Origin of the sequence: Halobaculum halobium (genome assembly GCF_030127145.1) — an archaeon.
Lineage (GTDB): Archaea > Halobacteriota > Halobacteria > Halobacteriales > Haloferacaceae > Halobaculum > Halobaculum halobium.
Genome location: NZ_CP126158.1, coordinates 1,673,883 through 1,695,314 on the forward strand (window position 1 = coordinate 1,673,883; position 21,432 = coordinate 1,695,314).

Below are 21,432 nucleotides of genomic sequence, written 5' to 3' on the forward strand. Positions count from 1 at the left end.
TACGAGAAATCGAAGATTTCCCGTCAGTCGTCGGATTCCGGCGGAATCCGACGACATGAACGGGGTTTCGCCGAGCGGTTCCCGCAGTCGTTCGAGAGGCGCGAAGCGCCTCTCGTGATGACGAGAGACGCCGGAGGCGTCTCTCGAACCACGCTCGCCGCTGGCGAGCGCGAGGAACCCCGAGGCGAAAAGAGGTTCATTAGAACTCCTCGACGTGCGGCCGCAGGTCGAGTTCCAGCGTCCACGCGCTTCGGTCCTGCTGGACGAGGTGCCAGTAGCTGTCGGCGATCGCATCCGGATCGAGGTACTCCTCGGGTGGTTCGGTCTCCACCGTGGGACCGAGGATGCCGCCGTCGATCACGACGTGCGCGACGTGGACCCCTTCGGGGCCGAGTTCCCTCGCCATCGACTCCGCCAGCCCCCGGGAGCCGAACTTTGCCATGGAGAACCCGACGGCGCCCTCGCGCCCGCGCACGGACGTGGTCGCGCCCGTGAAGATGATGGTGCCGCCGCGCTCGTCGGCCGGCCGATCCTCGCCGAGCATGTCGCCGACGGCCGCCTGCGAGCACAGGAAGTCCGCGCGCGGCCCGACCTCGTACGCGCGGTCGAACGCGTCCAGCGAGGTGTCGCGCACCCCCGTCCACGACGCGGCGCTGGCGTGGTTCACGAGCACGTCGACGGGGGCGAGTTCGTCGCGAACGCGGTCGAACGCCGTCGCGATGTCGCTCGGATCCGACAGGTCCGTCGCAACGCCGACGGCCTCCGTCGGGAGATCCGCCGCCAGTTCGTCGAGGTAGCCGCCGCTGCGCGCGAGCAGTCCGAGGTCGCACCCCTCGGCGGCGAAGCGCCGCGCGATCGACTCGCCGAGTCCCGGACCGACACCCGCGATAACTGCCGTTGTCACAGGGCACGGGTCGGGCGGGCCGGGCATAACCGTTGGCCGGCCGTCGGCGTCGCTTCCGCGGTACCGGACGTCGTCGCCGCGGATCCACGGCCCTCTCGGGCGTGTCACGCCTCCCCTGACAACCGAGGCGCTTAACAGTCGTTCGGGGAAAGTACGGGTGACATGCCCAGTGGGGATTACGACCCGGAGACCACAGAGCCCGAGTGGCAGCGGCGCTGGGTCGACCAGGAGACGTACGCGTACGACGAGGAGGCCGCGACCGATCCGAACACCGTCTTCTCCATCGATTCCCCGCCGCCGACGGTATCCGGCGACCTCCACATGGGCCACCTGTACGGCTTTACCCTGCAGGACTTCGTCGCCCGCTTCGAGCGGATGAACGGCGAGACGACGTTCTTCCCGTTCGGCTACGACGACAACGGCATCGCCTCAGAGCGGCTCACCGAAGACGAACTCGACATCCGCCACCAGGACTTCGAGCGCCGGGAGTTCCAGCGCAAGTGCCGCGAGGTGTGCGCTAACTACGAGGAGCAGTTCACCGAGAACATCCAGGGGCTGGGCGTCTCTGTCGACTGGAATCACACCTACCAGACGATCGAGCCGCGCACCCAGCGCATCTCGCAGCTCTCCTTTATCGACCTGTACGAGCAGGGCCGGGAGTACCGCGAGAAGGCGCCCGCGATCTGGTGTCCCGAGTGCGAGACGGCCATCTCGCAGGTCGAGACCGAAGACGATGAGCAGGACAGCCACTTCCACGACATCGCGTTCTCGGTTGCCGGAAGCGACGAGGACTTCACCATCTCGACGACGCGCCCGGAACTGCTTCCGGCGTGCGTCGCCGTCTTCGTCCACCCCGACGACGACGAGAACCAGCACCTCGTCGGCGAGTCCGCGGAGATCCCGCTGTTCGGTCACGAGGTCCCGATCCTCGCGGACGAGAGCGTCGACATGGAGACCGGCTCGGGGATCGTCATGTGCTGTACGTTCGGCGACCAGAACGACATCGAGTGGTACCAGATCCACGACCTGGACCTCCGCGTTGCCATCGACGAGTCCGGCCACATGACCGAGGTCGCCGAGGGGTACGAGGGGCTGCACTCCGCCGAGGCCGGCGAGGCCATCGTCGAGGACCTCGACGACGCCGGCGCGCTGCTGGACCGTCGCGCGATCACCCACACGGTGAACGTCCACGAGCGCTGCGGGACGAGCGTCGAGTTCCTCGTCACAGAGCAGTGGTACATCGAACTGCTCGACAAGGCCGACGAGTACCTCGAGGCCGGTCGGGAGATGGAGTGGTTCCCCGAGAAGATGTTCACCCGATACGAGCACTGGGTCGAGGGCCTCCAGTGGGACTGGCTCATCTCTCGCCAGCGCTCCTCGGGGATCCCGTTCCCCGTCTGGTACTGCGCCGAGTGCGACGAGGAGATCATCGCCGAGAAGGCCGATCTCCCGGTCGACCCGCTGTCGGACGACCCGCCGGTCGACGCCTGTCCGGCGTGCGGCCACGACGAGTTCGCTCCCGAGGACGACGTGCTTGACACGTGGGCCACCTCCAGCCTGACGCCGCTCATCAACGCCGGCTGGGACTGGGACGACGAGGCGGAGGCGTTCACGATGGAGCACCCGGAGCTGTACCAGTTCGACATGCGCCCGCAGGGCCACGACATCATCAGCTTCTGGCTGTTCCACACGGTCGTCAAGTGCTACGAGCACACCGGGGAGGTTCCGTTCGACGAGACGCTCATCAACGGGATGGTGCTCGACGAGAACCGCGAGGCGATGTCGAAATCGAAGGGGAACGTCGTCCTTCCGCGGGAGGTGCTCGCCGAGTACCCCGTCGACGCCGCGCGCTTCTGGGCCGCCGGCTCCGCCATCGGCGACGACCTCCCGTACAACGAGAAGGGACTGCGCGCCGGCGAGAAACTGCTGCAGAAGCTGTGGAACGCGTCGAAGCTCGTCGAGTCGCTCGTCGGTGACGGGGCATCCGACGCTCGACCCGACCTCGACCACGGCGACCTCCGGGAGCTCGACCGCTGGCTGCTCGCCGAGCTGGACGACCTCACCGAGACGCTCACTGGGCAACTCGAGCGCCGGGAGTTCTCCAAGGCGCGCGACGACCTGCGCGGTTTCTTCTGGCACACGTTCTGCGACGACTACCTGGAGGTCGCGAAGACCCGCGTCCGGGAGGCCGAGGACGACGACCCCGCAGCCAGATACACGCTGTCGGTCGCCCACGAGCGCTTCCTGAAGCTGTTCGCCCCGATGCTGGCACACGTCAGCGAGGAACTGTGGCAGGACATGTACGCCGAGGAGCGCGCGGGCGACGACTTCGACTCGATCCACCTGCGCGATTGGCCCGAGCCGCTGGGCGTCGATGCCGACCACGAAGCCGGCGTCGCCGCGATGTCGGTCGTCGGCGCGCTCCGGCGCTACAAGAGCGAGCGCGGCCTCCCGCTTAACGCCGCCATCGACCGCGTCGAGGTGTACGGCGAGGGTGAGCTGATCGCGTTCGCCGACGACGTTCGCGGCGTGATGAACGTCGGGGAACTGACCGTGCTCGACGAGGAGCCCGAGGTCGAGTCGGTGATCACGGGGATCGATCTCGACTACGCGCAGGTCGGCCCGCAGTACGGCGAGCAGGTCGGCGACATCGAGGCCGCGCTCGCGACCGAGGACTACGAGATCGTCGACGGGAAGCTCCACGTCGCCGGCGAGTCGCTCGGCGCGGACCTCTTCGAGGTTGAGCGCGAACGCCGCTACTCCGGCACCGGCGAGCTACTCCAGCCGGAGGACGCGGTCGTCATCGTCCACGACGACTAGAGAGCGCGCTCGCGTCGACCCCAACCGTCTTCTCGCCGCGGCCGGACCTCCACCCGTGAACAGACGTGCCCTCTCGCTGGGTGGCTTCGTTGCCGCCGGCGTCTCACAGACTCTCCTCGGCGTCGCCATGTACGCGAGCGGCGACACTCCCGCGAACCCGCTGTTCTCGGTGCTCGGCGGGGCGGTGGTTGCGGGCGTGTTCGCCCGCGCGCTCCTCCGCGGTGACGACCTGAACGGCCTCGCGACCCGCCCGCTGTTCGTCGCTGTCGGCGTCGCCGCCGGGATCGTCTCGATCGTGCTCACCGCGGGGGTGCTTGTCGGGTGAATGCGGACGTGCGCGTCCTCTCGCTTGGCGGCTTCACACTCTCTGGCGTCTGTCAGATCGCACTCGCTGGGGTCGAGTTCGCCGGCGGCGCGCTCGTCGACGCCGGACTCTCCGCGCTCGTCGGCCTCGGTGTCCTGTGGATCTTCGGCCGCCCGCTGGTCCGCGGAGGCGACCTCAACGGGGTGGCTTCCCGTCCCATCTTCGCCATCGTCGGCGTCGCCCTCGGACTGGTCTCGGCGGCGGTCCTGTTGTACACGCTCGCCGGCTGATCGACCGCACGTCCCGTCTGACCCGACGCTTACAGGTCCGCGCCGACCGCGTCGGCGACGGAGTCGAACCCGTCCCGTTCGAGCAACTCCAGCAGCCCTTCGTTGATCTCGCGCGCGAGACTCGGTCCTTCGTAGACGAGTCCGGTGTACAGCTGGACGAGACTCGCACCGCTTTTGATCTTCGCGTACGCGCCCGCGGCGTCGGAGACGCCGCCGACGCCGACCACCGGCACGTCCGTGCGCTCGGCGATGAACCGGACCATGCCAGTGGCGCGTTCCTCGATCGGCTTGCCCGAGAGACCGCCCCGCTCGGCCTGTCGCGGGCTCCGGAGCGTCTCCGGGCGTTCGGTGGTGGTGTTCGTCGCGATGACCCCGTCGAGCTCCAGGTCGTCGACGACCGCGAGCGCCTCCTCGATCGCCGGCTCGGGCAGATCCGGGGAGAATTTCACGAGCAGCGGATCGGCGCCGGCGTCGGAGAGCGTGCCGAGAATCTGTTCCAGCGAGTCGCGGTTCTGGAGGGATCGGAGCCCGGGCGTGTTCGGGGAAGAGACGTTGACCGCGACGTAGTCCGCGTGCGCACCCACGCGCTCGTAGGTGTACAGGTAGTCGTCGGCCGCTTCAGCCAGCGGCGTGGCCTTCGACTTCCCGATGTTGACACCGAGGGGGACCTCCGGCGCGGGCTCGCGGTCGAGGCGGTCGCCGACGCGGTCGGCCCCGTCGTTGTTGAAGCCCATGCGGTTGACGATGGCCTCGTCCTCGCGCAGGCGGAACATCCGCGGACGGGGATTTCCGGGCTGGCGCTCGGCAGTGACCCCGCCGACCTCGACGTGACCGAAGCCGAGCGCGGCGAGCGCGCGCGGGACGCGGGCGTTCTTGTCGAAGCCGGCAGCGACGCCGACGGGCGTGGGGAAGTCGACGCCGAACGCGTCCGTCTCCAGTCGCTCGTCGCCGACGGCGTATCGATCGCGGAGAAGCGATTGGATCGGCGTTCCCTGGACCGCCCGCAACAGTCGTTGGGTGGCCTCGTGGGCGGTTTCGGCGGGGAGTGCGTACAGCGCCGGCTTCGCGAAGTCGTATGCCCTCATTGCGGTACTTGGCCGTGTCTCAGACCGGGCAGACTCTTGAACTGCGGGGATCACCCGGTGTCAGAAGTCGTGTTCTACCTCGTCGGGGTCCGCTTTCTGGATAATGATCTTGCCGTCTCGGACGCGAACGAACACCTCGTCACCGATCTCCATGCCGGCGACTGCGAGCTCGTCCTCGTGCAGGTTCACGTGGACGTTGTGGTACTCGCCGTTCTCGTCTTTGGCGCCACTCGGGCTGAGCGTCTTCTTCCGGACCATCGCCTTCGGTATCCCGTGAGTCCCCCGACGAGACACATAAGTGTTGTTTACGGTTGCCCCCGTCTGATCCGGCGGAACACGTCAGCCACCGCTGTCGATCTGTGCCCTGATTCGGCCCGCATTCGGGACCGAAACGAACCGGGGCGTCGCCTCCGAGGATGCGGGTTGGGACTATCGGGACATATGAATCTTTCTCCCCAGGTGGGGTAATTTCCCCGATACGTTTATCATACAGTGTGTGTTCGCTTCACACGGAGGCGAAAAACCATGGTACGTGAGGACGGTAAGCGGAACTTCGCGCTACGCGAGGGCGACGGCACCGAGGAGAGCGTCTTCTCAGGCAACACGCCGCGACAGGCGGCGCTGAAGGCCGCCCGCCGGCTCGAACCGGCGAGCTCTGAGGACGCGGCCGAACGCGTCGAACTCCGGCTCCGAGAGAAAGGGACCGACAAAGTCCACATCTACGAGGGGTGGTCCTGGCGGGAGTCCGCACCGGACAACAAGCCCGACTGGATGCCCAACGAGATCACCGAAGCGAACGTGTCGAAAAAGGGCATCGAGCACCTCGAGAGCTGATTCGCGCGTTGTCCGTTCTTTGGAACATCGGCTCGCTAGTGGGAACGCCGCCGATCTGCGACGGTGCTTCAGGTCGGCACGTCCGTGCCCTTCGAATCTGACCGCGACGATTGTCGTACACGGTTGTTCAGGATAGCGGGCCGTGAAACCGCATGACGTGGCGGTGGCGAGACGACGGCCTTTTATGTTCCCCTGCCATTCGAAGAAATGCGAAGGTCGCACGGGACGCCCCGGGCGACACGGCACACCCTTCTGGGGTGTGTCGAAGTTCGTTCCGACGGCCTTATGAACGGCAACGGCCTCGGATGAAATGCGAAGACACGACGCGAGTCGAGGTGGTTCAAACCCACCGCGGTTCGCCTCGTCAACCTGCTTCGAAGGGGTTAAGTCCCCACGCGAAGTACGTTGATATCCGCAAGAGATGAGGATTCCGCCCCTGCGGTCCGCCGCAAGACGGTATCTGATGTGAGCCTCGATAGTTCGGTGTCACCCGATCGGTGTCGCCGAACATGGACCACGCAATGGTGAAGTCACGCTTTGCGCGTGACTTCCCGCCACCCCCTCCCTTCACGGGGAGGAACATTCCGGTTGATCCTGCCGGAGGTCATTGCTATCGGAGTCCGATTTAGCCATGCTAGTCGCACGGGTTTAGACCCGTGGCGAATAGCTCCGTAACACGTGGCCAATCTACCCTACGGACTGGAATAACCTCGGGAAACTGAGGCTAATCCCAGATACGGCTCTCGCGCTGGAACGCTGAGAGCTGGAAACGTTCCGACGCCGTAGGATGAGGCTGCGGCCGATTAGGTAGACGGTGGGGTAACGGCCCACCGTGCCAATAATCGGTACGGGTTGTGAGAGCAAGAACCCGGAGACGGAATCTGAGACAAGATTCCGGGCCCTACGGGGCGCAGCAGGCGCGAAACCTTTACACTGCACGACAGTGCGATAGGGGGACTCCGAGTGCGGAGGCATAGTGCCTTCGCTTTTGTGCACCCTAAGGCGGTGCACGAATAAGAGCTGGGCAAGACCGGTGCCAGCCGCCGCGGTAATACCGGCAGCTCGAGTGATGACCGATTTTATTGGGCCTAAAGCGTTCGTAGCCGGCCGGGCAAGTTCGTCGGGAAATCTACCAGCTCAACTGGTAGGCGTCCGGCGAAAACTGCACGGCTTGGGACAGGGAGACTCAAGGGGTACGTCCGGGGTAGGAGTGAAATCCTGTAATCCTGGACGGACCACCGATGGCGAAAGCACCTTGAGAGAACTGATCCGACGGTCAGGGACGAAAGCTGGGGTCTCGAACCGGATTAGATACCCGGGTAGTCCCAGCTGTAAACGATGTTCGCTAGGTGCGACGCAGACTACGCGTCTGTGTTGTGCCGTAGGGAAGCCGAGAAGCGAACCGCCTGGGAAGTACGTCCGCAAGGATGAAACTTAAAGGAATTGGCGGGGGAGCACTACAACCGGAGGAGCCTGCGGTTTAATTGGACTCAACGCCGGACATCTCACCAGCCCCGACTGTTCGAATGAAGCTCAGTGTGATGAGCTTAGCAGACGATCAGAGAGGAGGTGCATGGCCGCCGTCAGCTCGTACCGTGAGGCGTCCTGTTAAGTCAGGCAACGAGCGAGACCCGCACTCTTAATTGCCAGCAAGACCCTTGAGGTCGTTGGGTACATTAGGAGGACTGCCGCCGCCAAGGCGGAGGAAGGAACGGGCAACGGTAGGTCAGTATGCCCCGAATGGGCTGGGCTACACGCGGGCTACAATGGTCAGGACAATGGGTTCCTACTCCGAAAGGAGACGGTAATCTCAGAAACCTGGTCGTAGTTCGGATTGTGGGCTGAAACTCGCCCACATGAAGCTGGATTCGGTAGTAATCGCGTGTCACAAGCGCGCGGTGAATACGTCCCTGCTCCTTGCACACACCGCCCGTCAAAGCACCCGAGTGAGGTCCGGATGAGGCCTGGGTTGCCAGGTCGAATCTGGGCTTCGCAAGGGGGCTTAAGTCGTAACAAGGTAGCCGTAGGGGAATCTGCGGCTGGATCACCTCCACAGATCGAGACCAGGCCGACGCGCCTGGCTCACCTTTCGGTCCGTTCCCGACGCCGATCGGGCACCTTCGAACTATCGAGGCTCGCTCACGCCCCCTGACGGGGGTGGGCCCATAGCTCAGTGGTAGAGTGCCTCCTTTGCAAGGAGGATGCCCTGGGTTCGAATCCCAGTGGGTCCATGTCTTCGGGGTTCGTCGTGAACCGTGTGCCTTATACGGCAGACGGCGATACGATGAATCCCGACGCAAGACCGATGCACCATTCCGCGAGAGCGGGAATGGGAAGGGTTGAGCACGCTCGCGTGACACCCACGTGACGTGCGATGACGACCGTATGTACGTGCAATCCAGACGTCCACTGGACCCGTTCACCGGGTCACAGTGTACCATCAGTCAACTGGCTACTGTGCCAGCTGGTGAATGGCTCGGCTCGAGAGCCGACGACGGACGTGCCAAGCTGCGATAAGCCGTAGGGAGCCGCATGGAGGCGAAGAACTACGGATCTCCGAATGGGAATCCCTCTCACAATTGCCTTGCGCAATAGGGAACGCTCCGAATTGAAACATCTCAGTAGGAGCAGGAAGAAAAATCAAACCGAGATGTCGTTACTAACGGCGAGTGAACGCGACACAGCTCAAACCGAAGCCCTCACGGGCAATGTGGTGTTCGGGCTGATACCAAACAGATACAGTCGACGAGAAGTCTCCTGGAACGGAGCACGATACAGGGCGACAGTCCCGTATCGTCGACCGTCTCTGTGGATCAGTTCCCAGAGTAGCGGGGGTTGGATATCCCTCGTGAATATCTCAGGCATCGACTGAGAAAGCTAAACACTCCTCGAGACCGATAGCGAACAAGTAGCGTGAGCGAACGCTGAAAAGCACCCCGAGAAGGGCGGTGCAATAGGGCCTGAAATCAGTTGGCGATTGAGCGACGGGGCTTGAAAGGCCCCACTCAGAATGACCGAGGCGCGAGCCTCCAGTAAGACGAGTGGGGAGCCGAAGTTCCGTCGTGCGTTTTGAAAAACGAACCAGGGAGTGTACTTCTCCGGCGAGTCTAACACGAGTATCGTGGAAGGCACAGGGAAACCGACATGGCCGCAGTCTTACGACGAGGGCCGCCGTGTTCAAGCGCGGGGAGTCGAAGAGGTACGACCCGAAACCGAGTGATCTACTCCGAGGCAGGATGAAGCGTGCCGAAAGGCACGTGGAGGTCCGTTAGCGTTGGTGTCCTACAATACCCTCGCGTGATCTTGGAGTAGGGGTGAAAGGCCCATCGAACTCGGCAACAGCTGGTTCCGACCGAAACATGTCGAAGCATGACCTCTCCTGAGGTAGTTCGTGCGGTAGAGCCACCGATTGAGAGACCCGCCTCCGAGAGGAGTCGGCCTCTCTGTCGAACTCCGAACGTACGAACGCTGTCGACGGAGGGAGTCCGGTGTCCCGGGGTAAGCTTGGGCACCGTGAGGGGAACAACCCAGAGTTAGGTTAATGACCCAAAATGTGGATTAAGTGTAATCCTCTGAAGGTAGTCTTGAGCCCTAAACAGCCGGGAGGTGAGCTTAGAAGCAGCTACCCGCTAAGAAAAGCGTAACAGCTTACCGGCCGAGGTTCAAGGCGCCCAAAATGAACGGGACTCAAATCCACTTCTGATACCTAACCGCCCTCTTCACCGAGGGATCGTGTAGGTCGGCGTACTGTGCGGATGGAAGCTCGGGTGAGAACTCGCGTGGACCGCTCAGTAACGACAATCCTGGTCACAGTAGCAGCGATATTCGGGTGCGAACCCCGAAGGCCTGAAGAGTAAGAGTTCCTCGGCACTGCCAATCAGCCGAGGGTTAGCCGATCCTAAGTCCGACCGCAATTCGAACCGGACAAACGGGAAACTGGTTAATATTCCAGTGCTACCACGCACTGAAAGTCGACGCTTTGGAAACGATCGAGCCGGGCTTTCGCCCGGTCAAATCAGGGAACTCCGTGGAAGCCGTAACGGCACGAAGCGAAAGAAGCCTGAGATAGCGCAAGTCGATCCTATCTAGAGCCCGTGAAAAGACGAGCGTGGTACTCGTATCGAGATCCGACACAGGTACTCTGGCAGAGCAAGCCAAGGCCGACGGGAACAACCGACGTTAGGGAATTCGGCAAGTTAGTCCCGTACGTTCGCAATAAGGGATGCCTGCCTTTCACGAGGCAGGTCGCAGTGACTCGGTGGCTCCGACTGTCTAGTAACAACACAGGTGACCGCAAATCCGCAAGGACTCGTACGGTCACTGAATCCTGCCCAGTGCAGGTATCTGAACACCTCGTACAAGAGGACGAAGGACCTGTCAACGGCGGGGGTAACTATGACCCTCTTAAGGTAGCGTAGTACCTTGTCGCTTCAGTAGCGACTCGCATGAATGGATCAACGAGAGCCACACTGTCCCAACGTTGGGCCCGGTGAACTGTACGTTCCAGTGCGGAGTCTGGAGACCCCCAAGGGGAAGCGAAGACCCTATAGAGCTTTACTGCAGGCTGTCGCTGAGACGTGGCCGCTGACGTGCAGGATAGGTAGGAGTCATTACACAGGTACCCGCGCCAGCGGGCCACCGAGACATCACTGAAATACTACCCGTTAGTGGCTGCGACTCTCACTCCGGGAGGAGGACACCGGTAGCCGGGCAGTTTGACTGGGGCGGTACGCGCTCGAAAAGATATCGAGCGCGCCCCAAGATTTCCTCACGCGGGACAGGAACCCGCGGAAGAGCGCAAGAGCACAAGGAAGTCTGACAGTGTCATTCCAAGCGAGTGACGCTGACGCGAAAGCGTGGTCTAGCGAACGGATCAAGGGCCTCAATGGCCCGGATTTACGACAGAAAAGCTACCTTAGGGATAACAGAGTCGTCACGCGCAAGAGCACATATCGACCGCGTGGCTTGCTACCTCGATGTCGGTTCCCTCCATCCTGCCCGTGCAGAAGCGGGCAAGGGTGAGGTTGTTCGCCTATTAAAGGAGGTCGTGAGCTGGGTTTAGACCGTCGTGAGACAGGTCGGCTGCTATCTATTGGGGGTGTTACGGTACTTGACGGGAACGGTCGTATAGTACGAGAGGAACTACGACTGGTTGCCACTGGTGTATCGGTTGTCCGAGAGGGCAGCTGCCGAGAAGCTACGCAACACGGGGTAAGAGCTGAACGCATCTAAGCTCGAAACCCACCTGGAAAAGAAGTACCACCGAGGTCACTCGTAGAAGACGAGTTCGATAGACTCGGGGTGTACGCGTCGAGGCAACGAGACGTTCAGCCCGCGAGCACTAACAGACCAAGCCACACTCATATGCACTGGGACCCGTGAACGGGTCCAGGCGTTACCTGGATTGCACGTACATATCGGCCACAGACCGACGCAGGCACCTACATCGGATCATTCCCGATGGTCGGCCTTCGGGCGGCCACAGCGGCGGGGCACCACCCGTACCCATCCCGAACACGGAAGTTAAGCCCGCCAGCGTTCCGGCAAGTCCTGGAGTGCGAGAGCCTCTGGAAACACCGGTTCGCCGCCCACCACTCATACCCAACCCACGCCCACCAGCGCACGCGCGCGCTGGTGGGCGTTTTTCATACTATCCCACCCTCTCCAGTCCTCCCCACCTCTCTCTCTCTCAGCTCACCTGTTCGTTTTCTCTCTCAGTATCCATCTCCCAGATCGAAGAGTGGCTACGCCGGTCGGTACCTCGGACCGTCTCACAGGCGGATCCGCTACACTTAACCGCCTCACACGACATCTCACGGTTGCGCCAAGGTGGCAGAGTCTGGTCATACGCATCTCCCTGCAGAGGAGAACCACGCCGGTTCAAATCCGGCCCTTGGCTTTCTTGATACCGAACACGTGACGGCGTCTCAGTCCCGACTGTGTCACCCGAAAGAAAACGGTTAAACTCCGGGCGACCCGTGGCTGACGTATGCAACGACGCGCCGCGGCCATTTACGTCGCGTTCTTCCTCATCGTGGGGGCGGCCTCGTTCTCGCTCATCGCGACAGCGAGCGCGCCGCAGCTCTCCTTCGAGAACCCTGAACACGAACTGAGTGAAGACGATCCATTCACCGTCGACGGACAGGAGTACACCGTCTCCGACATCTCCGCCGAGATGGAGGGTGGTGACGGTGGTGGCCACGGAGGCGGCGGCCAGGCCCACCTCGTCCGTTCGGGAACGGTGGAGTGGACTAATGAGTCAGCACGCTACACCGTAGAGTGGGCGAACGGCTCGACGGTCACCTACGAGGGGCAAGACTGGGCCGTCGCGACCGACAACGAGTCGGAGACATTCACGCTGACCGAGCAGATCGACCGCACCGCCATTCTCCAGAACGACTCCGACGTCGAGAACGAGACGACCACCGTCGACGGTGAGGAGTACGTTGTCGAGCGCGCGGACGGGAACGAGAGTCGCGAGCTGATCCCCGTCGACGAGTACTTCCCGGAGCCGGAGACCCGCGAGTACGCCGTCGGTGACGAGATCGAGAACGTCGACGACGAGACGGTGGCCGTCGCGTCGGTGACACCCGACGCTGCGACGCTCGAGTACTTCGCGCCGCGGACCAACGAGATCTCGGTGTCCGACGAGGCGAACGTCAGCGTCGGATCGACGACGTACTTCGCGTACTTCCCGGACAACTCGACGATGGTGCTCACACAGGAGTTCGAGACGTACAACCAGTTCGAAGAGGCGACCGCGATGCAGACCACGATGACCAACGGGCTGTGGGGCGTTACGATCCTCAGCGGGCTGTCGGCGTTCGTCCTGCTGGGGCTGGCGTACATGCCGTCGCGGTACTGAGACGACCCCGGAGGGCTCCGACGGAACTCGCCCCGGCTGTTTTTTCGCTCTTCTCGGTGTCGGTCAGCCGTCGAATCGATACAACGACGTGACGAACGGCAGCCAGTTGAACATCCAGTAGGCGACCGGGAGGCCGACGACGGTCACTGCGAGGAAGGCGGCGACGTTCGCCCAGAGGAAACTCAGCCACCACCCGACGACCACGAAGTAGACGCCGCGGACGAGCAGCGGCCGTTGTCCGCGACCCTCGTCCGGCGCCGACAGCGACCGTGGCTCCTTGAGCGACAGCACCGTCGGCACGAGGTTGATCAGTTTGATCCCGATCGGCAGGCCGACGACCGTGGCGTTGAGAAACCACGCGACGTTGACGACGGCGGGCGTGGCCCACCAGCCGATCGCGAGGAACCACAGCGCGCGCGTGAACAGTGAGCGTTGTGCCATGGTCGAACGAACGCGCCCAGCGGATGAATCCCTTGTTCCCCGAGTATCGCGAGGCGCTCGATGTCGATTGCCGTTTCTCCCGTCGAATCCCGTTTCTCTGGTCGGTTCCGGTCGCTCACGCTGTTTGCGACACGGACCACGGCCGCGACGAACCTCGCGCGAGTGAGCAACGCGCGTGAACGGGCGCGACGGGATTTGAACCCGCGACCGTCGGATGGCTTCCCCCGCCGGAATCCCGACGCGGTTAGAAGTCCGACGCTCTGAATCCGGACTGAGCTACGCGCCCACGGATGCAGAGACACGCGGGGAAGTCAAAAGCGGCGCGGTCCTGGGTGGGTGCGCTCGCCCGCGGGGGAACCACCGATCGGCGTCGGCCGTCTCGCAGGCTTTAATCCGACCAGCGGCGAACGGACGGTGATGCGAGTCATCGGAACGGTCGGCCTGCCCGGCAGCGGGAAAGGCGAGGCCGCCGCGGTCGCCGAGAAGGACGGCGTCCCCGTGGTCACAATGGGGGACGTCATCCGCGCGGAGTGTCGCGACCGCGGGCTCGACCCCGCTGAACACCACGGCGCGATCGCCCGCGCGCTTCGCGAGGAGAACGGCCCCGCGGCCATCGCTGAGCGCTCTATCCCGCTGATCGAGGACGAAACGGCCCCGGAAGACGCCGGCACCGTGCTCGTCGACGGGCTGCGCGCGCCCGTCGAGTTGGAGCGCTTTCGCGAGCGCTTCGGCGACGACTTCACGCTCGTCGCCATCACCGCGCCGTTCGACCTGCGTGCCGAGCGGTTGGGCGAACGCGGCCGCGACGACTCCGACGTCGACGCCGAGGCACTGCGCGACCGCGAGGAACGCGAGCGTGAGTTCGGGATGGACGAGGTCATCGACGCCGCCGACGTGACAATCGAAAACACGGACTCGCTCGCGTCGTTCCGCGATCGCGTTCGCGCGGTGCTGCACGGGGACGCCGGCAGCGACGCCGACGCCGCGGCCACCGCAGATCCGACGGGGGTGGAGAAGTGACGACCGTCTACAGCGTCGACGCGCGGATCGAGGCCCCGGTACACGACACCGAAGTGACCGACCGCGTCCGCGACGCTGTCGAGGCGCTGTTCCCCGCCGCGGAGTTCGTCTCCGAGCCTGGGCTGCTCGTCGCCGAGACGCACTCGCTCGACGACTTCTCCGACAGGCTCCACGAGCAGGAGATTCTCGACACCGCGCGCCGGGAGTTCGAGCGCAACCGAACCGACGGCGGCTTCACCTTCAGCCTGAAGAAACAGGCGGCCTTCCAGGGGGTCGTCAACTTCGCCGTCGGCGAGCCCGACGAACTGGGCGACATCTCCGTCGATGTGACCGTCCGGTCCCCGTCGGTCGAGGAGTACGTCGACCACCTCGCGCCGCCGACGGAGGACGGCGCCCCCGTCGACCCGGACCGTCGCTGACCGCCCGGCCGCGGTTCGGGCCGGCGCTGGGCGCCCGGACGCAACCCGGTTCGCCCCTGATCCCCCGCGTCAAACTGGGGTCTGAGCTTTTCGCGCGCACGCGGCGGTTAGCGTGTTCGACGAGGTGTACCACGACGTCGCCGCCGCCGTCGCCGCGTCCCCGGGTCCGGGTCACGTGAACACGAGCACTGCCGCGAACAGCACCACCACGCCGAGCACGTCGCAGACGTTCGTGACGACGGGAATGACCACGTCGTCTGGATCGAGCGAGAGGCGGTAGGCCGCGTACGTCGTCGCGAGCGTCACCGCGACCGCAAGTACGGCGAGCGCGACCCCGGCCGCCAGCGCGACCACGAGCACCGTTCCCGGCGCCAGCGTCGTCTCCCCGACGAGCGCCGCCAGCGCCCACGCGCCGAGGCCGATGACCGGGAACAGCGTGACCGCGAGCGCGACGGTCGCGAGCGCGTTGCCCGCGAGTCCGTCGTCAGTCGGGTCGAACGAGAGCGTCCCGAGGTGGAACGCCGTCGAGAGCCGCGCCGCCAAGATCGAGCCGAGGTTGCCCGCGGTGCCGATCGTGACCGGCACGAGCACGAGCAGCGACGGCGACGCGAGCAGTCGGTCCTCCAGCGAGCCGAGCACCAGTCCCGATCCCAACTCGACGAAGGCGAGCACGAGCAACACCGGCAGCATCGCGCGGGTGATCGCGCGGACCGACCACTCGGTCGGCACCTACGCCCCACCTCCGAGCGCGGCCACCAGCGCGAGCACGGTCCGCGCCGCGACCAGTAGGAAGAACACGCCGGCCACGTCGCCGGTGGTCGTCACCACCGGCCCGACGAACGTGTCGGGGTTGTGCCCGCGACGGTAGCCCGCAAACACGACCAGCAGGACGACGGCCGTCAGCGCGAGCCCCGAAAGGACGCTCGCGATCAGCGCGACGCCGAGCATCACCGGTAATGGCGCGACGGGGCTACCGAGGAGCGTCAGCGCCGAAACGGTGAGTACGGCGGCCACGAGCGACACGAGCACGCCGTTTGCGAGCGCGGCTGTCGCCGCTGCGCGCAGGCGTTCGTCGCCGAGATCGACCCGCGGTTCGACGACTCCCTGGTGGAGTCCGGTGGAGATCCGAGCGCCGAAGCTCCCGAACACACTCCCGCGAGTCGCCAGCAGCGCAGGCACGAGCACGAGCAGTCCCTCGATTGCCCGGAGTTCCGCGCGCATGCCGCCGAGGACGACGCCCGCGAGCAGTCCGCCGACCGCGCTCGTCGCGAGCGCCGGCAACGCGTCGCGGTACGCCTCTTCGGCCGTCTCGCGGATCCCCATCGCGCCTACCGACGACGCCCGAGGACAAAAATCGGGTGCCATTGTCGCCCCGCGGGACCGACGCGCACTTGGTTGCGAGCGACCAGCTACCTCCAATGACCGATTCGCAGGCGCAGGTGTTGCTGACGAACGACGACGGCGTCGACTCCGCCGGGCTCGCGGCGCTGTACGAGGAACTGCGCGCCGTCGCGACCGTGACCGTCGTCGCGCCCGCCGAGGACCAGTCGGGAGTGGGTCGTTCCCGCTCGCGCGCGGTCGACGTCGACGACCACGAGTGGGGACACAGGGTCCACGGGACTCCCGCCGACTGCGTCGCCTACGCCCTCCGATCGCTTTCGACGGACTTCGATCTGGTCGTCTCCGGCTGCAACCTCGGGCCGAACTGCGGCGAGTACATCATGGGCCACTCGGGCACCGTCGGCGCGGCCGTCGAGGCCGCCTACCTCGGCGTGCCCGCGCTCGCCGTCTCGGCGTACCACCGCGAGGAGTTCTTCCCGCCGGCCGAGTTCACCTTCGAGACGCCCGCGACGGTGACGCGCCTGCTCGCCGAACACGCGCTCGCCCGCGGCGGCGCCGCGGCGGACGACGGCTTCGACGCCGCCCCCGACGCAGGCTCGGACGACGGCTCCCCGAGCGCCGACCTCGCGACAGCTGATTACCTCTCTGTGAACGCTCCTGTCGCCGAGACGCCGGCCGATCTCCGGCTCACCGAACCGCTCGAGGACTACGCCGTGACAGTCCGCGAGGCGACCGACGAGGAGCGCGATCGCCACGGCGGCGACTGGCGCCTGGAGTCGGACTTCTGGGCGCGCCTCGACCAGCGCGACCGGCACCCCACGCTCGAACAGGTGGCCGACTCCTACCCGGCGTGGTCCGACCGCGCGGCCGTCGTCGACGGCGACGTGAGCGTCTCCCCGCTGCGCGTGCCCCAGACACCCGTTCACTCCGAGCGCCTCGACGACCTCGTCGCCGCGGTGAACCGCGACTGGCGCGCCGAACGCGAGGCCGCGGCGGCTGCGGACGACGACTGACCCGCGCGCCCGAACGCTGCCGTCCGAACGCCGGCACCCGGCCTGCCGTCACTCGACGACCGCGACGACGCCCGTGAGCCCCAGCGCCCCGACCAGCGCGACGGCGAGCACGCCGAAGGCGGCGCGGAACCCGGCCACATCGGCGACGCCGCCGACGACGGCGGGCGCGAACGCGCCGGCGCCCATCAACAGCGTCCGAACGGCGCCGAGGCCGCCGCCGGCCGACGATTCGGGGAGGACGGCCGCGAGGTACGCCCCACGGACGGGCCGGAAGCCGTGCGAGCCGAGGCCGAACGCGACCACCGCCGCGCCGACGGCGACGACGCCCGAGACCGAGAGCAACGCGAGGAGGCCGGCCGTCGCGAGCGCGAGCGTCGCGGCGATCACCGGGAGCCGTCCGACGCGGTCCGAGAGGTCGCCCGTGACCAACTGGACGAGCGAGACGACGAACAGTCCCGAGTACAGCAGCGAGGCGGTCGTCTCCGGCAGCCCCGCGGCGTCAGTCAGGTAGAGGGGGAGGAAGGCGACGGCACCGTTGTACGTGAACGAGAAGCAAACCGTCGCGAGCACGAAGACGGCGAACGCTGGCTCGCGAAACAACGCCGCGTAGCGACGAAGGCCGCCCCTGCCGTCGGCATCGGTCGTCTTGCCGGCGTCGTCCGTTTCGTCGCCGTCGCTCGCCCCGTCGTCGGCCGTGCCGAGGTCGGTCGCTCCCGGATCGGGCACGGTACGGGCGAACAGGAGCGCGAACCCGCCGGCGGCGACCGCGCCCGCGAGAAACAGCGCGTGCCAGTCGAGCCACGGGAGCGTGACGCCGGCGACCGCCGCGCCGGCGACCGCGACGACGGCGGCGGGCGCGGCGACGCCGCCGAAGGCGCCGAGCGTGTCGAGGACGCCCAACGCCCGGCCGGTGCGGCCGGGGTACAGCCGCGAGAGCAGCCGGACGGCGACGGTCTTGTGGACGCCGGTTCCGAGCCCGACGAGCAGCATTCCGGCGACGAGCACGCCGAGCGCGAGCGGCTCGGGGACGGGGACCGCGAGCACGAGCGCGCCGAGCCCGGTGACGACCGCGCCGGCGACGATGACTCGCCGCGCGCCGATCCGGTCGGCGAGCGCGCCGCTGGGGAACTGCATCGCGGCGTAGACGGCCAACATCGCGGTGAAGGCGACGCCGAGGACCGCGCTGGAGACGCCCAGCGAGTCCCGGAAGACGGGGAACAGCGGCGGGAACGCGTACCGGAGGAACTTCGCGAGAAACCAGATGAGTGCCGTGAGCGCGAGCACGTCGTACTCCGCGAGCGCGCGCAGTCGCGATCCGGCGCCGGTTCCCATTCGCTTCGGGGGACGACTGTCGAGGGCAAAAGGCGAGCGGAAGCGGTCGGTCGCGTCGGTTCCCCGGAGCCGACGCCGGCGCTAGGGCGCGCCGGCGAGTACCAACGTACTCTCGTCGTCGCCGTTGCGGATCTGCCGCGTTGACTCCGGTGGGATCCGGATCGCGTCGCCCGGCTCCATGTGGATGTCTTCGTTGTCGACGGTCACGGTCGCTTCCCCGTCCATCAGGAGGTACACCTCCTCGTGGTTGCGCTCTGCGTGGTCGTGTTCCTTCCCGGTCCATCCGGGGTCGCAGTCGACGACCGTGACGCCGACCTCCTCGCACTCCAGCGGGTCGCGCAGAAAATGCATCGCGCCCGCAGCCGGCTCCACGTCGCGGTAGTTGACTCTGGTGTACGACACGTGTTACCAGCCAACTGTGACCGCCCTGTAACTGACGGTTATTCCTGCGACGGGCGAAGCCACCAGTTGCGGGCGGGGCGACCGCGTGGCGAGTCTCACCCGAACGGGCCCATTCCGCCCATGCCGCCGCCTCCGCCCCCGCCGCCCTGCTGTTGCAGCTTCTTCATCATGCGCTGCATGTCGCCGTCACCCATGTTCCCGAACTGGTCCATCGTTCGCTTCATCATGCTGTGTTGTTCGAGCAGCTCTTCGATGCGCTCCTCGGGGACGCCCGAGCCGCGGGAGATCCGTTCGAGGCGGTCGCTCTTGATGACGGCGGGGTTTTCGAGCTCCTCCTCGGTCATGGAGTCCATCGCGATCTCGAAGCTCCGCATGCGCTCTTGGGTCACGTCCATCGCGTCGTCGGGGAGCTGGTCCATGATGCCCCCGCCGAGCCCGGGGATCATGTCGAGCACCTGGTCGAGGGGGCCCATGCGGTCCATCGCCTTCATCTGGTTGCGCATGTCCTTGAGGGTGAACTCCCCCTCCATCATGTCCTCGGGGTCCCAGTCGTCTTCCTCCTGGGTCTCGCTCATCGCGCGCTCGACGCGCTCGGAGAGTTGCTTGAGGTCGCCCATCCCGAGCAGCCGCGAGATGAACCCGTTCGGCTCGAAGCGCTCGATGTCCTGCACCGTCTCCCCGCTGCCGAGGAACGCGATCGACGACCCGGTCTCGTTGACGGCCGTCAGCGCGCCGCCGCCTTTCGCGGTCCCGTCGAGCTTCGTGATGACGACGCCGTCGATGCCGATCGACTCCTCGAACTGCCGGGCCTGATCCTTCGCTCCCTGTCCGATCGCGGCGTCGAGCACGAGCAGCGAGCGGTCTGGCTGCACCGCGTCGTCGATCTGCTCGATCTCCGCGATGAGGTCGTCCTCGAGCGCGTGGCGGCCGGCGGTGTCGACGATGCGCACGTCGGCATCGGCCGTCGCCTCCAGCCCCTCGCGGGCGATCTCGACGGGGTCGTCGCTGTCCGGGTCGCCGTAGAACTCGACTTCGGCGTTCTCGGACATCTGCTTGGCCTGGTCGTAGGCGCCGGGGCGGAACGTGTCGGTCTGGATGACCGCCGGACGCAGCCCCTTCTTCGAGAACCACCACGCCATCTTGGCGGCCGTCGTCGTCTTCCCCGACCCCTGCAGGCCGGCGAGCATGATCGTCTGCTCTTCGAGGGGGATCTCGGTCGACTCGCCGATGAGGTCGACCATCTCCTCGTAGACGATCTTGAGGACGTGGTCGCGGGCGGTCGTGCCGCCGGGCGGCTCTTCCTCCAGCGCGCGCGTCTTGATGCTGTCCGACAGTTCCATCACGAGGTCGACGTCGACGTCGGCCGACAACAGCGAGCGCTGGATCTGCTTGACGACTTCCTGCACGTCGTCCTCGTCGATGTGGGACTTCCCGCGGAGCGAGTCCATGGTGCTCCGGAGGGAACTCCCCAGGTCGTCGAGTACCATTGGTCTTGGCCCAGATAATCGGTCCGTGCGGTAAAGGCTTCCCTGTCCTCGATCCGCCATCGCGTCCGCGGTCCGTGCGGTGTTCTGCGTGCGACGGTGTCGCCGGCGATCTCGAACGCTCTCGAGGCCGTCCAGTCGGGGGTCCCGCTGCACGCGCCATGCGAGTCTCCTCGGTTCGCACCGAACCTCCTTCACCCGACGCCGCGAACCCGGTGACGTGCTCGGGCTCGACGCCGCTACCCTCGCGGCTTACTTCATCGCTGCGGGCGCGCTGATCCTCGTTCCCGGACAGGACACGCTGATCGTTCTCACCAGCGGGCTCGCCTCCCGCGCGGAGGGGGTCGGCGCCGCCGGCGGGGTCGCCGTCGGCGTCCTCGTCCACGCCGCCGCCGCGGCGCTGGGGCTGGCGGCGGTCTATCGCGCGCTGCCGACGGCCGCGACGACCGTGACGCTGCTGGGCGCGGCGTACCTCTGCTGGCTCGCGGTCGACACCCTCCGCAGGGACGGGTTCGAGTCGGTGTCCCCCGACTCGACGCCGGACGCCCCGTCGCGCGCCGACGGCGGGGCCGACGCGGGGACCGCGGCGGCGGGCTTCCGTCGCGGCCTCGTCACGAACGTCGCGAACCCGAAGGTCGCGCTGTTCTTCCTTGCGTTCCTCCCCGGCTTCGCCGGCGAGGGGGAGCCGGCGACGATGCTCGCCCTCGGCGTCGTGTACGCCCTGCTCACCGTCGCGTATCTCGGTGCCGTCGGCGCGCTCGCGGGACGGATCGGCGCACTCCTGACTGGCCGGAGCGCCCGGGCGGTCCGGGTCGCGTCCGCCGGCGTCCTCGTCGCGCTGGCTGCGGCGCTGGTCGCGCGAGTCGCGTGAAAATCGG

Annotated in this window: 18 protein-coding genes, 3 tRNA genes and 3 rRNA genes; 14 read left to right on the forward strand and 10 right to left on the reverse strand. The window is 66.0% G+C overall.

Annotated features, from left to right (window positions below; translation table 11 throughout):
- Positions 1-199: 199 nt before the first annotated feature.
- Complete coding sequence (locus P0Y41_RS08720) at positions 200-904, reverse strand: SDR family NAD(P)-dependent oxidoreductase (protein WP_284060978.1); 705 nt, start codon at positions 902-904, stop codon at positions 200-202.
- A gap of 162 nt (positions 905-1,066) precedes the next feature.
- Here P0Y41_RS08720 and P0Y41_RS08725 point away from each other — a divergent pair, with 162 nt between their 5' ends.
- Genes P0Y41_RS08725 through P0Y41_RS08735 form a run of 3 tightly spaced genes read left to right on the forward strand, consistent with a single transcriptional unit; the run spans position 1,067 to position 4,318 of the window.
- Positions 1,067-3,724: a valine--tRNA ligase gene (locus tag P0Y41_RS08725; protein ID WP_284060979.1), complete on the forward strand. Its 2,658-nt coding sequence runs from the start codon at positions 1,067-1,069 to the stop codon at positions 3,722-3,724.
- 55 nt (positions 3,725-3,779) lie between these two features.
- Positions 3,780-4,049: a hypothetical protein gene (locus tag P0Y41_RS08730; RefSeq protein ID WP_284060980.1), complete on the forward strand. Its 270-nt coding sequence runs from the start codon at positions 3,780-3,782 to the stop codon at positions 4,047-4,049.
- Positions 4,046-4,318, forward strand: coding sequence for a hypothetical protein (locus P0Y41_RS08735; RefSeq protein ID WP_284060981.1), 273 nt, complete (start codon positions 4,046-4,048; stop codon positions 4,316-4,318). The genes P0Y41_RS08730 and P0Y41_RS08735 overlap by 4 nt, the downstream gene beginning before the upstream one ends.
- Before the next feature lie 29 nt (positions 4,319-4,347).
- On the opposite strand, the gene P0Y41_RS08740 is transcribed toward P0Y41_RS08735, so the two are convergent.
- Positions 4,348-5,403, reverse strand: coding sequence for a quinone-dependent dihydroorotate dehydrogenase (locus tag P0Y41_RS08740; protein ID WP_284060982.1), 1,056 nt, complete (start codon positions 5,401-5,403; stop codon positions 4,348-4,350).
- A gap of 60 nt (positions 5,404-5,463) precedes the next feature.
- A complete protein-coding gene (locus P0Y41_RS08745; protein WP_222920950.1) occupies positions 5,464-5,661 on the reverse strand; it encodes a hypothetical protein in 198 nt (65 codons plus the stop codon).
- Positions 5,662-5,928: 267 nt separating this feature from the next.
- Here P0Y41_RS08745 and P0Y41_RS08750 point away from each other — a divergent pair, with 267 nt between their 5' ends.
- From P0Y41_RS08750 to P0Y41_RS08780, 7 genes are all read left to right on the forward strand, one after another.
- Positions 5,929-6,237, forward strand: coding sequence for a non-histone chromosomal MC1 family protein (locus tag P0Y41_RS08750; protein ID WP_284060983.1), 309 nt, complete (start codon positions 5,929-5,931; stop codon positions 6,235-6,237).
- A 581-nt stretch (positions 6,238-6,818) separates the two neighbouring features.
- Positions 6,819-8,290 (forward strand): 16S ribosomal RNA (locus P0Y41_RS08755).
- Between the two features lie 106 nt (positions 8,291-8,396).
- Positions 8,397-8,468, forward strand: a tRNA-Ala gene (locus tag P0Y41_RS08760).
- Positions 8,469-8,680: 212 nt separating this feature from the next.
- Positions 8,681-11,600 (forward strand): 23S ribosomal RNA (locus tag P0Y41_RS08765).
- Positions 11,601-11,708: 108 nt separating this feature from the next.
- Positions 11,709-11,830, forward strand: a 5S ribosomal RNA gene (rrf, locus tag P0Y41_RS08770).
- The 16S, 23S and 5S rRNA genes sit together here with 2 tRNA genes alongside, the layout of an rRNA operon.
- A gap of 230 nt (positions 11,831-12,060) precedes the next feature.
- Positions 12,061-12,136, forward strand: a tRNA-Cys gene (locus tag P0Y41_RS08775).
- Between the two features lie 90 nt (positions 12,137-12,226).
- Positions 12,227-13,102: a hypothetical protein gene (locus P0Y41_RS08780; RefSeq protein WP_284060984.1), complete on the forward strand. Its 876-nt coding sequence runs from the start codon at positions 12,227-12,229 to the stop codon at positions 13,100-13,102.
- 63 nt (positions 13,103-13,165) lie between these two features.
- On the opposite strand, the gene P0Y41_RS08785 is transcribed toward P0Y41_RS08780, so the two are convergent.
- The gene (locus tag P0Y41_RS08785) at positions 13,166-13,543 is read right to left on the reverse strand and encodes a YccF domain-containing protein (protein WP_284060985.1); all 378 of its coding nucleotides are present in this window, start codon (positions 13,541-13,543) and stop codon (positions 13,166-13,168) included.
- 180 nt (positions 13,544-13,723) lie between these two features.
- Positions 13,724-13,829, reverse strand: a tRNA-Arg gene (locus P0Y41_RS08790).
- A gap of 131 nt (positions 13,830-13,960) precedes the next feature.
- Here P0Y41_RS08790 and P0Y41_RS08795 point away from each other — a divergent pair.
- Positions 13,961-14,563: an AAA family ATPase gene (locus P0Y41_RS08795; RefSeq protein WP_284060986.1), complete on the forward strand. Its 603-nt coding sequence runs from the start codon at positions 13,961-13,963 to the stop codon at positions 14,561-14,563.
- Complete coding sequence (locus tag P0Y41_RS08800) at positions 14,560-14,982, forward strand: RNA-binding domain-containing protein (protein WP_284060987.1); 423 nt, start codon at positions 14,560-14,562, stop codon at positions 14,980-14,982. The genes P0Y41_RS08795 and P0Y41_RS08800 overlap by 4 nt, the downstream gene beginning before the upstream one ends.
- A 171-nt stretch (positions 14,983-15,153) precedes the next feature.
- Here P0Y41_RS08800 and P0Y41_RS08805 read toward each other — a convergent pair whose 3' ends face one another.
- Together P0Y41_RS08805 and P0Y41_RS08810 are read right to left on the reverse strand one after the other, a co-directional pair.
- Entirely contained in the window at positions 15,154-15,711 is a 558-nt protein-coding gene (locus P0Y41_RS08805; protein ID WP_284060988.1) for a magnesium transporter, read from the reverse strand.
- Positions 15,712-16,305: a magnesium transporter gene (locus P0Y41_RS08810; RefSeq protein ID WP_284060989.1), complete on the reverse strand. Its 594-nt coding sequence runs from the start codon at positions 16,303-16,305 to the stop codon at positions 15,712-15,714.
- 95 nt (positions 16,306-16,400) lie between these two features.
- On the opposite strand from P0Y41_RS08810, the gene surE reads away from it, so the two are divergent.
- Positions 16,401-17,336, forward strand: coding sequence for a 5'/3'-nucleotidase SurE (gene surE / locus P0Y41_RS08815; protein WP_284060990.1), 936 nt, complete (start codon positions 16,401-16,403; stop codon positions 17,334-17,336).
- Positions 17,337-17,384: 48 nt separating this feature from the next.
- On the opposite strand, the gene P0Y41_RS08820 is transcribed toward surE, so the two are convergent.
- The 3 genes from P0Y41_RS08820 to P0Y41_RS08830 form a co-directional block, all read right to left on the reverse strand.
- Complete coding sequence (locus tag P0Y41_RS08820) at positions 17,385-18,668, reverse strand: MFS transporter (RefSeq protein ID WP_284060991.1); 1,284 nt, start codon at positions 18,666-18,668, stop codon at positions 17,385-17,387.
- A gap of 81 nt (positions 18,669-18,749) precedes the next feature.
- Positions 18,750-19,070, reverse strand: coding sequence for a cupin domain-containing protein (locus P0Y41_RS08825; protein ID WP_284060992.1), 321 nt, complete (start codon positions 19,068-19,070; stop codon positions 18,750-18,752).
- 95 nt (positions 19,071-19,165) lie between these two features.
- Positions 19,166-20,557, reverse strand: coding sequence for a signal recognition particle protein Srp54 (locus P0Y41_RS08830; protein WP_284060993.1), 1,392 nt, complete (start codon positions 20,555-20,557; stop codon positions 19,166-19,168).
- 217 nt (positions 20,558-20,774) lie between these two features.
- Between P0Y41_RS08830 and P0Y41_RS08835 the strand changes: the two genes are divergently transcribed.
- The gene (locus P0Y41_RS08835; RefSeq protein ID WP_284060994.1) at positions 20,775-21,425 is read left to right on the forward strand and encodes a LysE family translocator; all 651 of its coding nucleotides are present in this window, start codon (positions 20,775-20,777) and stop codon (positions 21,423-21,425) included.
- The last annotated feature ends 7 nt before the right edge of the window (positions 21,426-21,432 follow it).

Excerpts from the sequence above, each read along its gene's own strand:
- P0Y41_RS08745 (WP_222920950.1), bottom strand. The coding sequence starts at position 5,661 with ATGGTCCGGAAGAAGACGCTCAGCCCGAGTGGCGCCAAAGACGAGAAC.
- P0Y41_RS08725 (WP_284060979.1), top strand. The coding sequence starts at position 1,067 with ATGCCCAGTGGGGATTACGACCCGGAGACCACAGAGCCCGAGTGGCAG.
- P0Y41_RS08740 (WP_284060982.1), bottom strand. The coding sequence starts at position 5,403 with ATGAGGGCATACGACTTCGCGAAGCCGGCGCTGTACGCACTCCCCGCC.
- surE (WP_284060990.1), top strand. The coding sequence starts at position 16,401 with ATGACCGATTCGCAGGCGCAGGTGTTGCTGACGAACGACGACGGCGTC.
- P0Y41_RS08795 (WP_284060986.1), top strand. The coding sequence starts at position 13,961 with ATGCGAGTCATCGGAACGGTCGGCCTGCCCGGCAGCGGGAAAGGCGAG.
- P0Y41_RS08810 (WP_284060989.1), bottom strand. The coding sequence starts at position 16,305 with ATGGGGATCCGCGAGACGGCCGAAGAGGCGTACCGCGACGCGTTGCCG.
- P0Y41_RS08780 (WP_284060984.1), top strand. The coding sequence starts at position 12,227 with ATGCAACGACGCGCCGCGGCCATTTACGTCGCGTTCTTCCTCATCGTG.
- P0Y41_RS08750 (WP_284060983.1), top strand. The coding sequence starts at position 5,929 with ATGGTACGTGAGGACGGTAAGCGGAACTTCGCGCTACGCGAGGGCGAC.
- P0Y41_RS08830 (WP_284060993.1), bottom strand. The coding sequence starts at position 20,557 with ATGGTACTCGACGACCTGGGGAGTTCCCTCCGGAGCACCATGGACTCG.
- P0Y41_RS08785 (WP_284060985.1), bottom strand. The coding sequence starts at position 13,543 with ATGGCACAACGCTCACTGTTCACGCGCGCGCTGTGGTTCCTCGCGATC.
- P0Y41_RS08820 (WP_284060991.1), bottom strand. The coding sequence starts at position 18,668 with ATGGGAACCGGCGCCGGATCGCGACTGCGCGCGCTCGCGGAGTACGAC.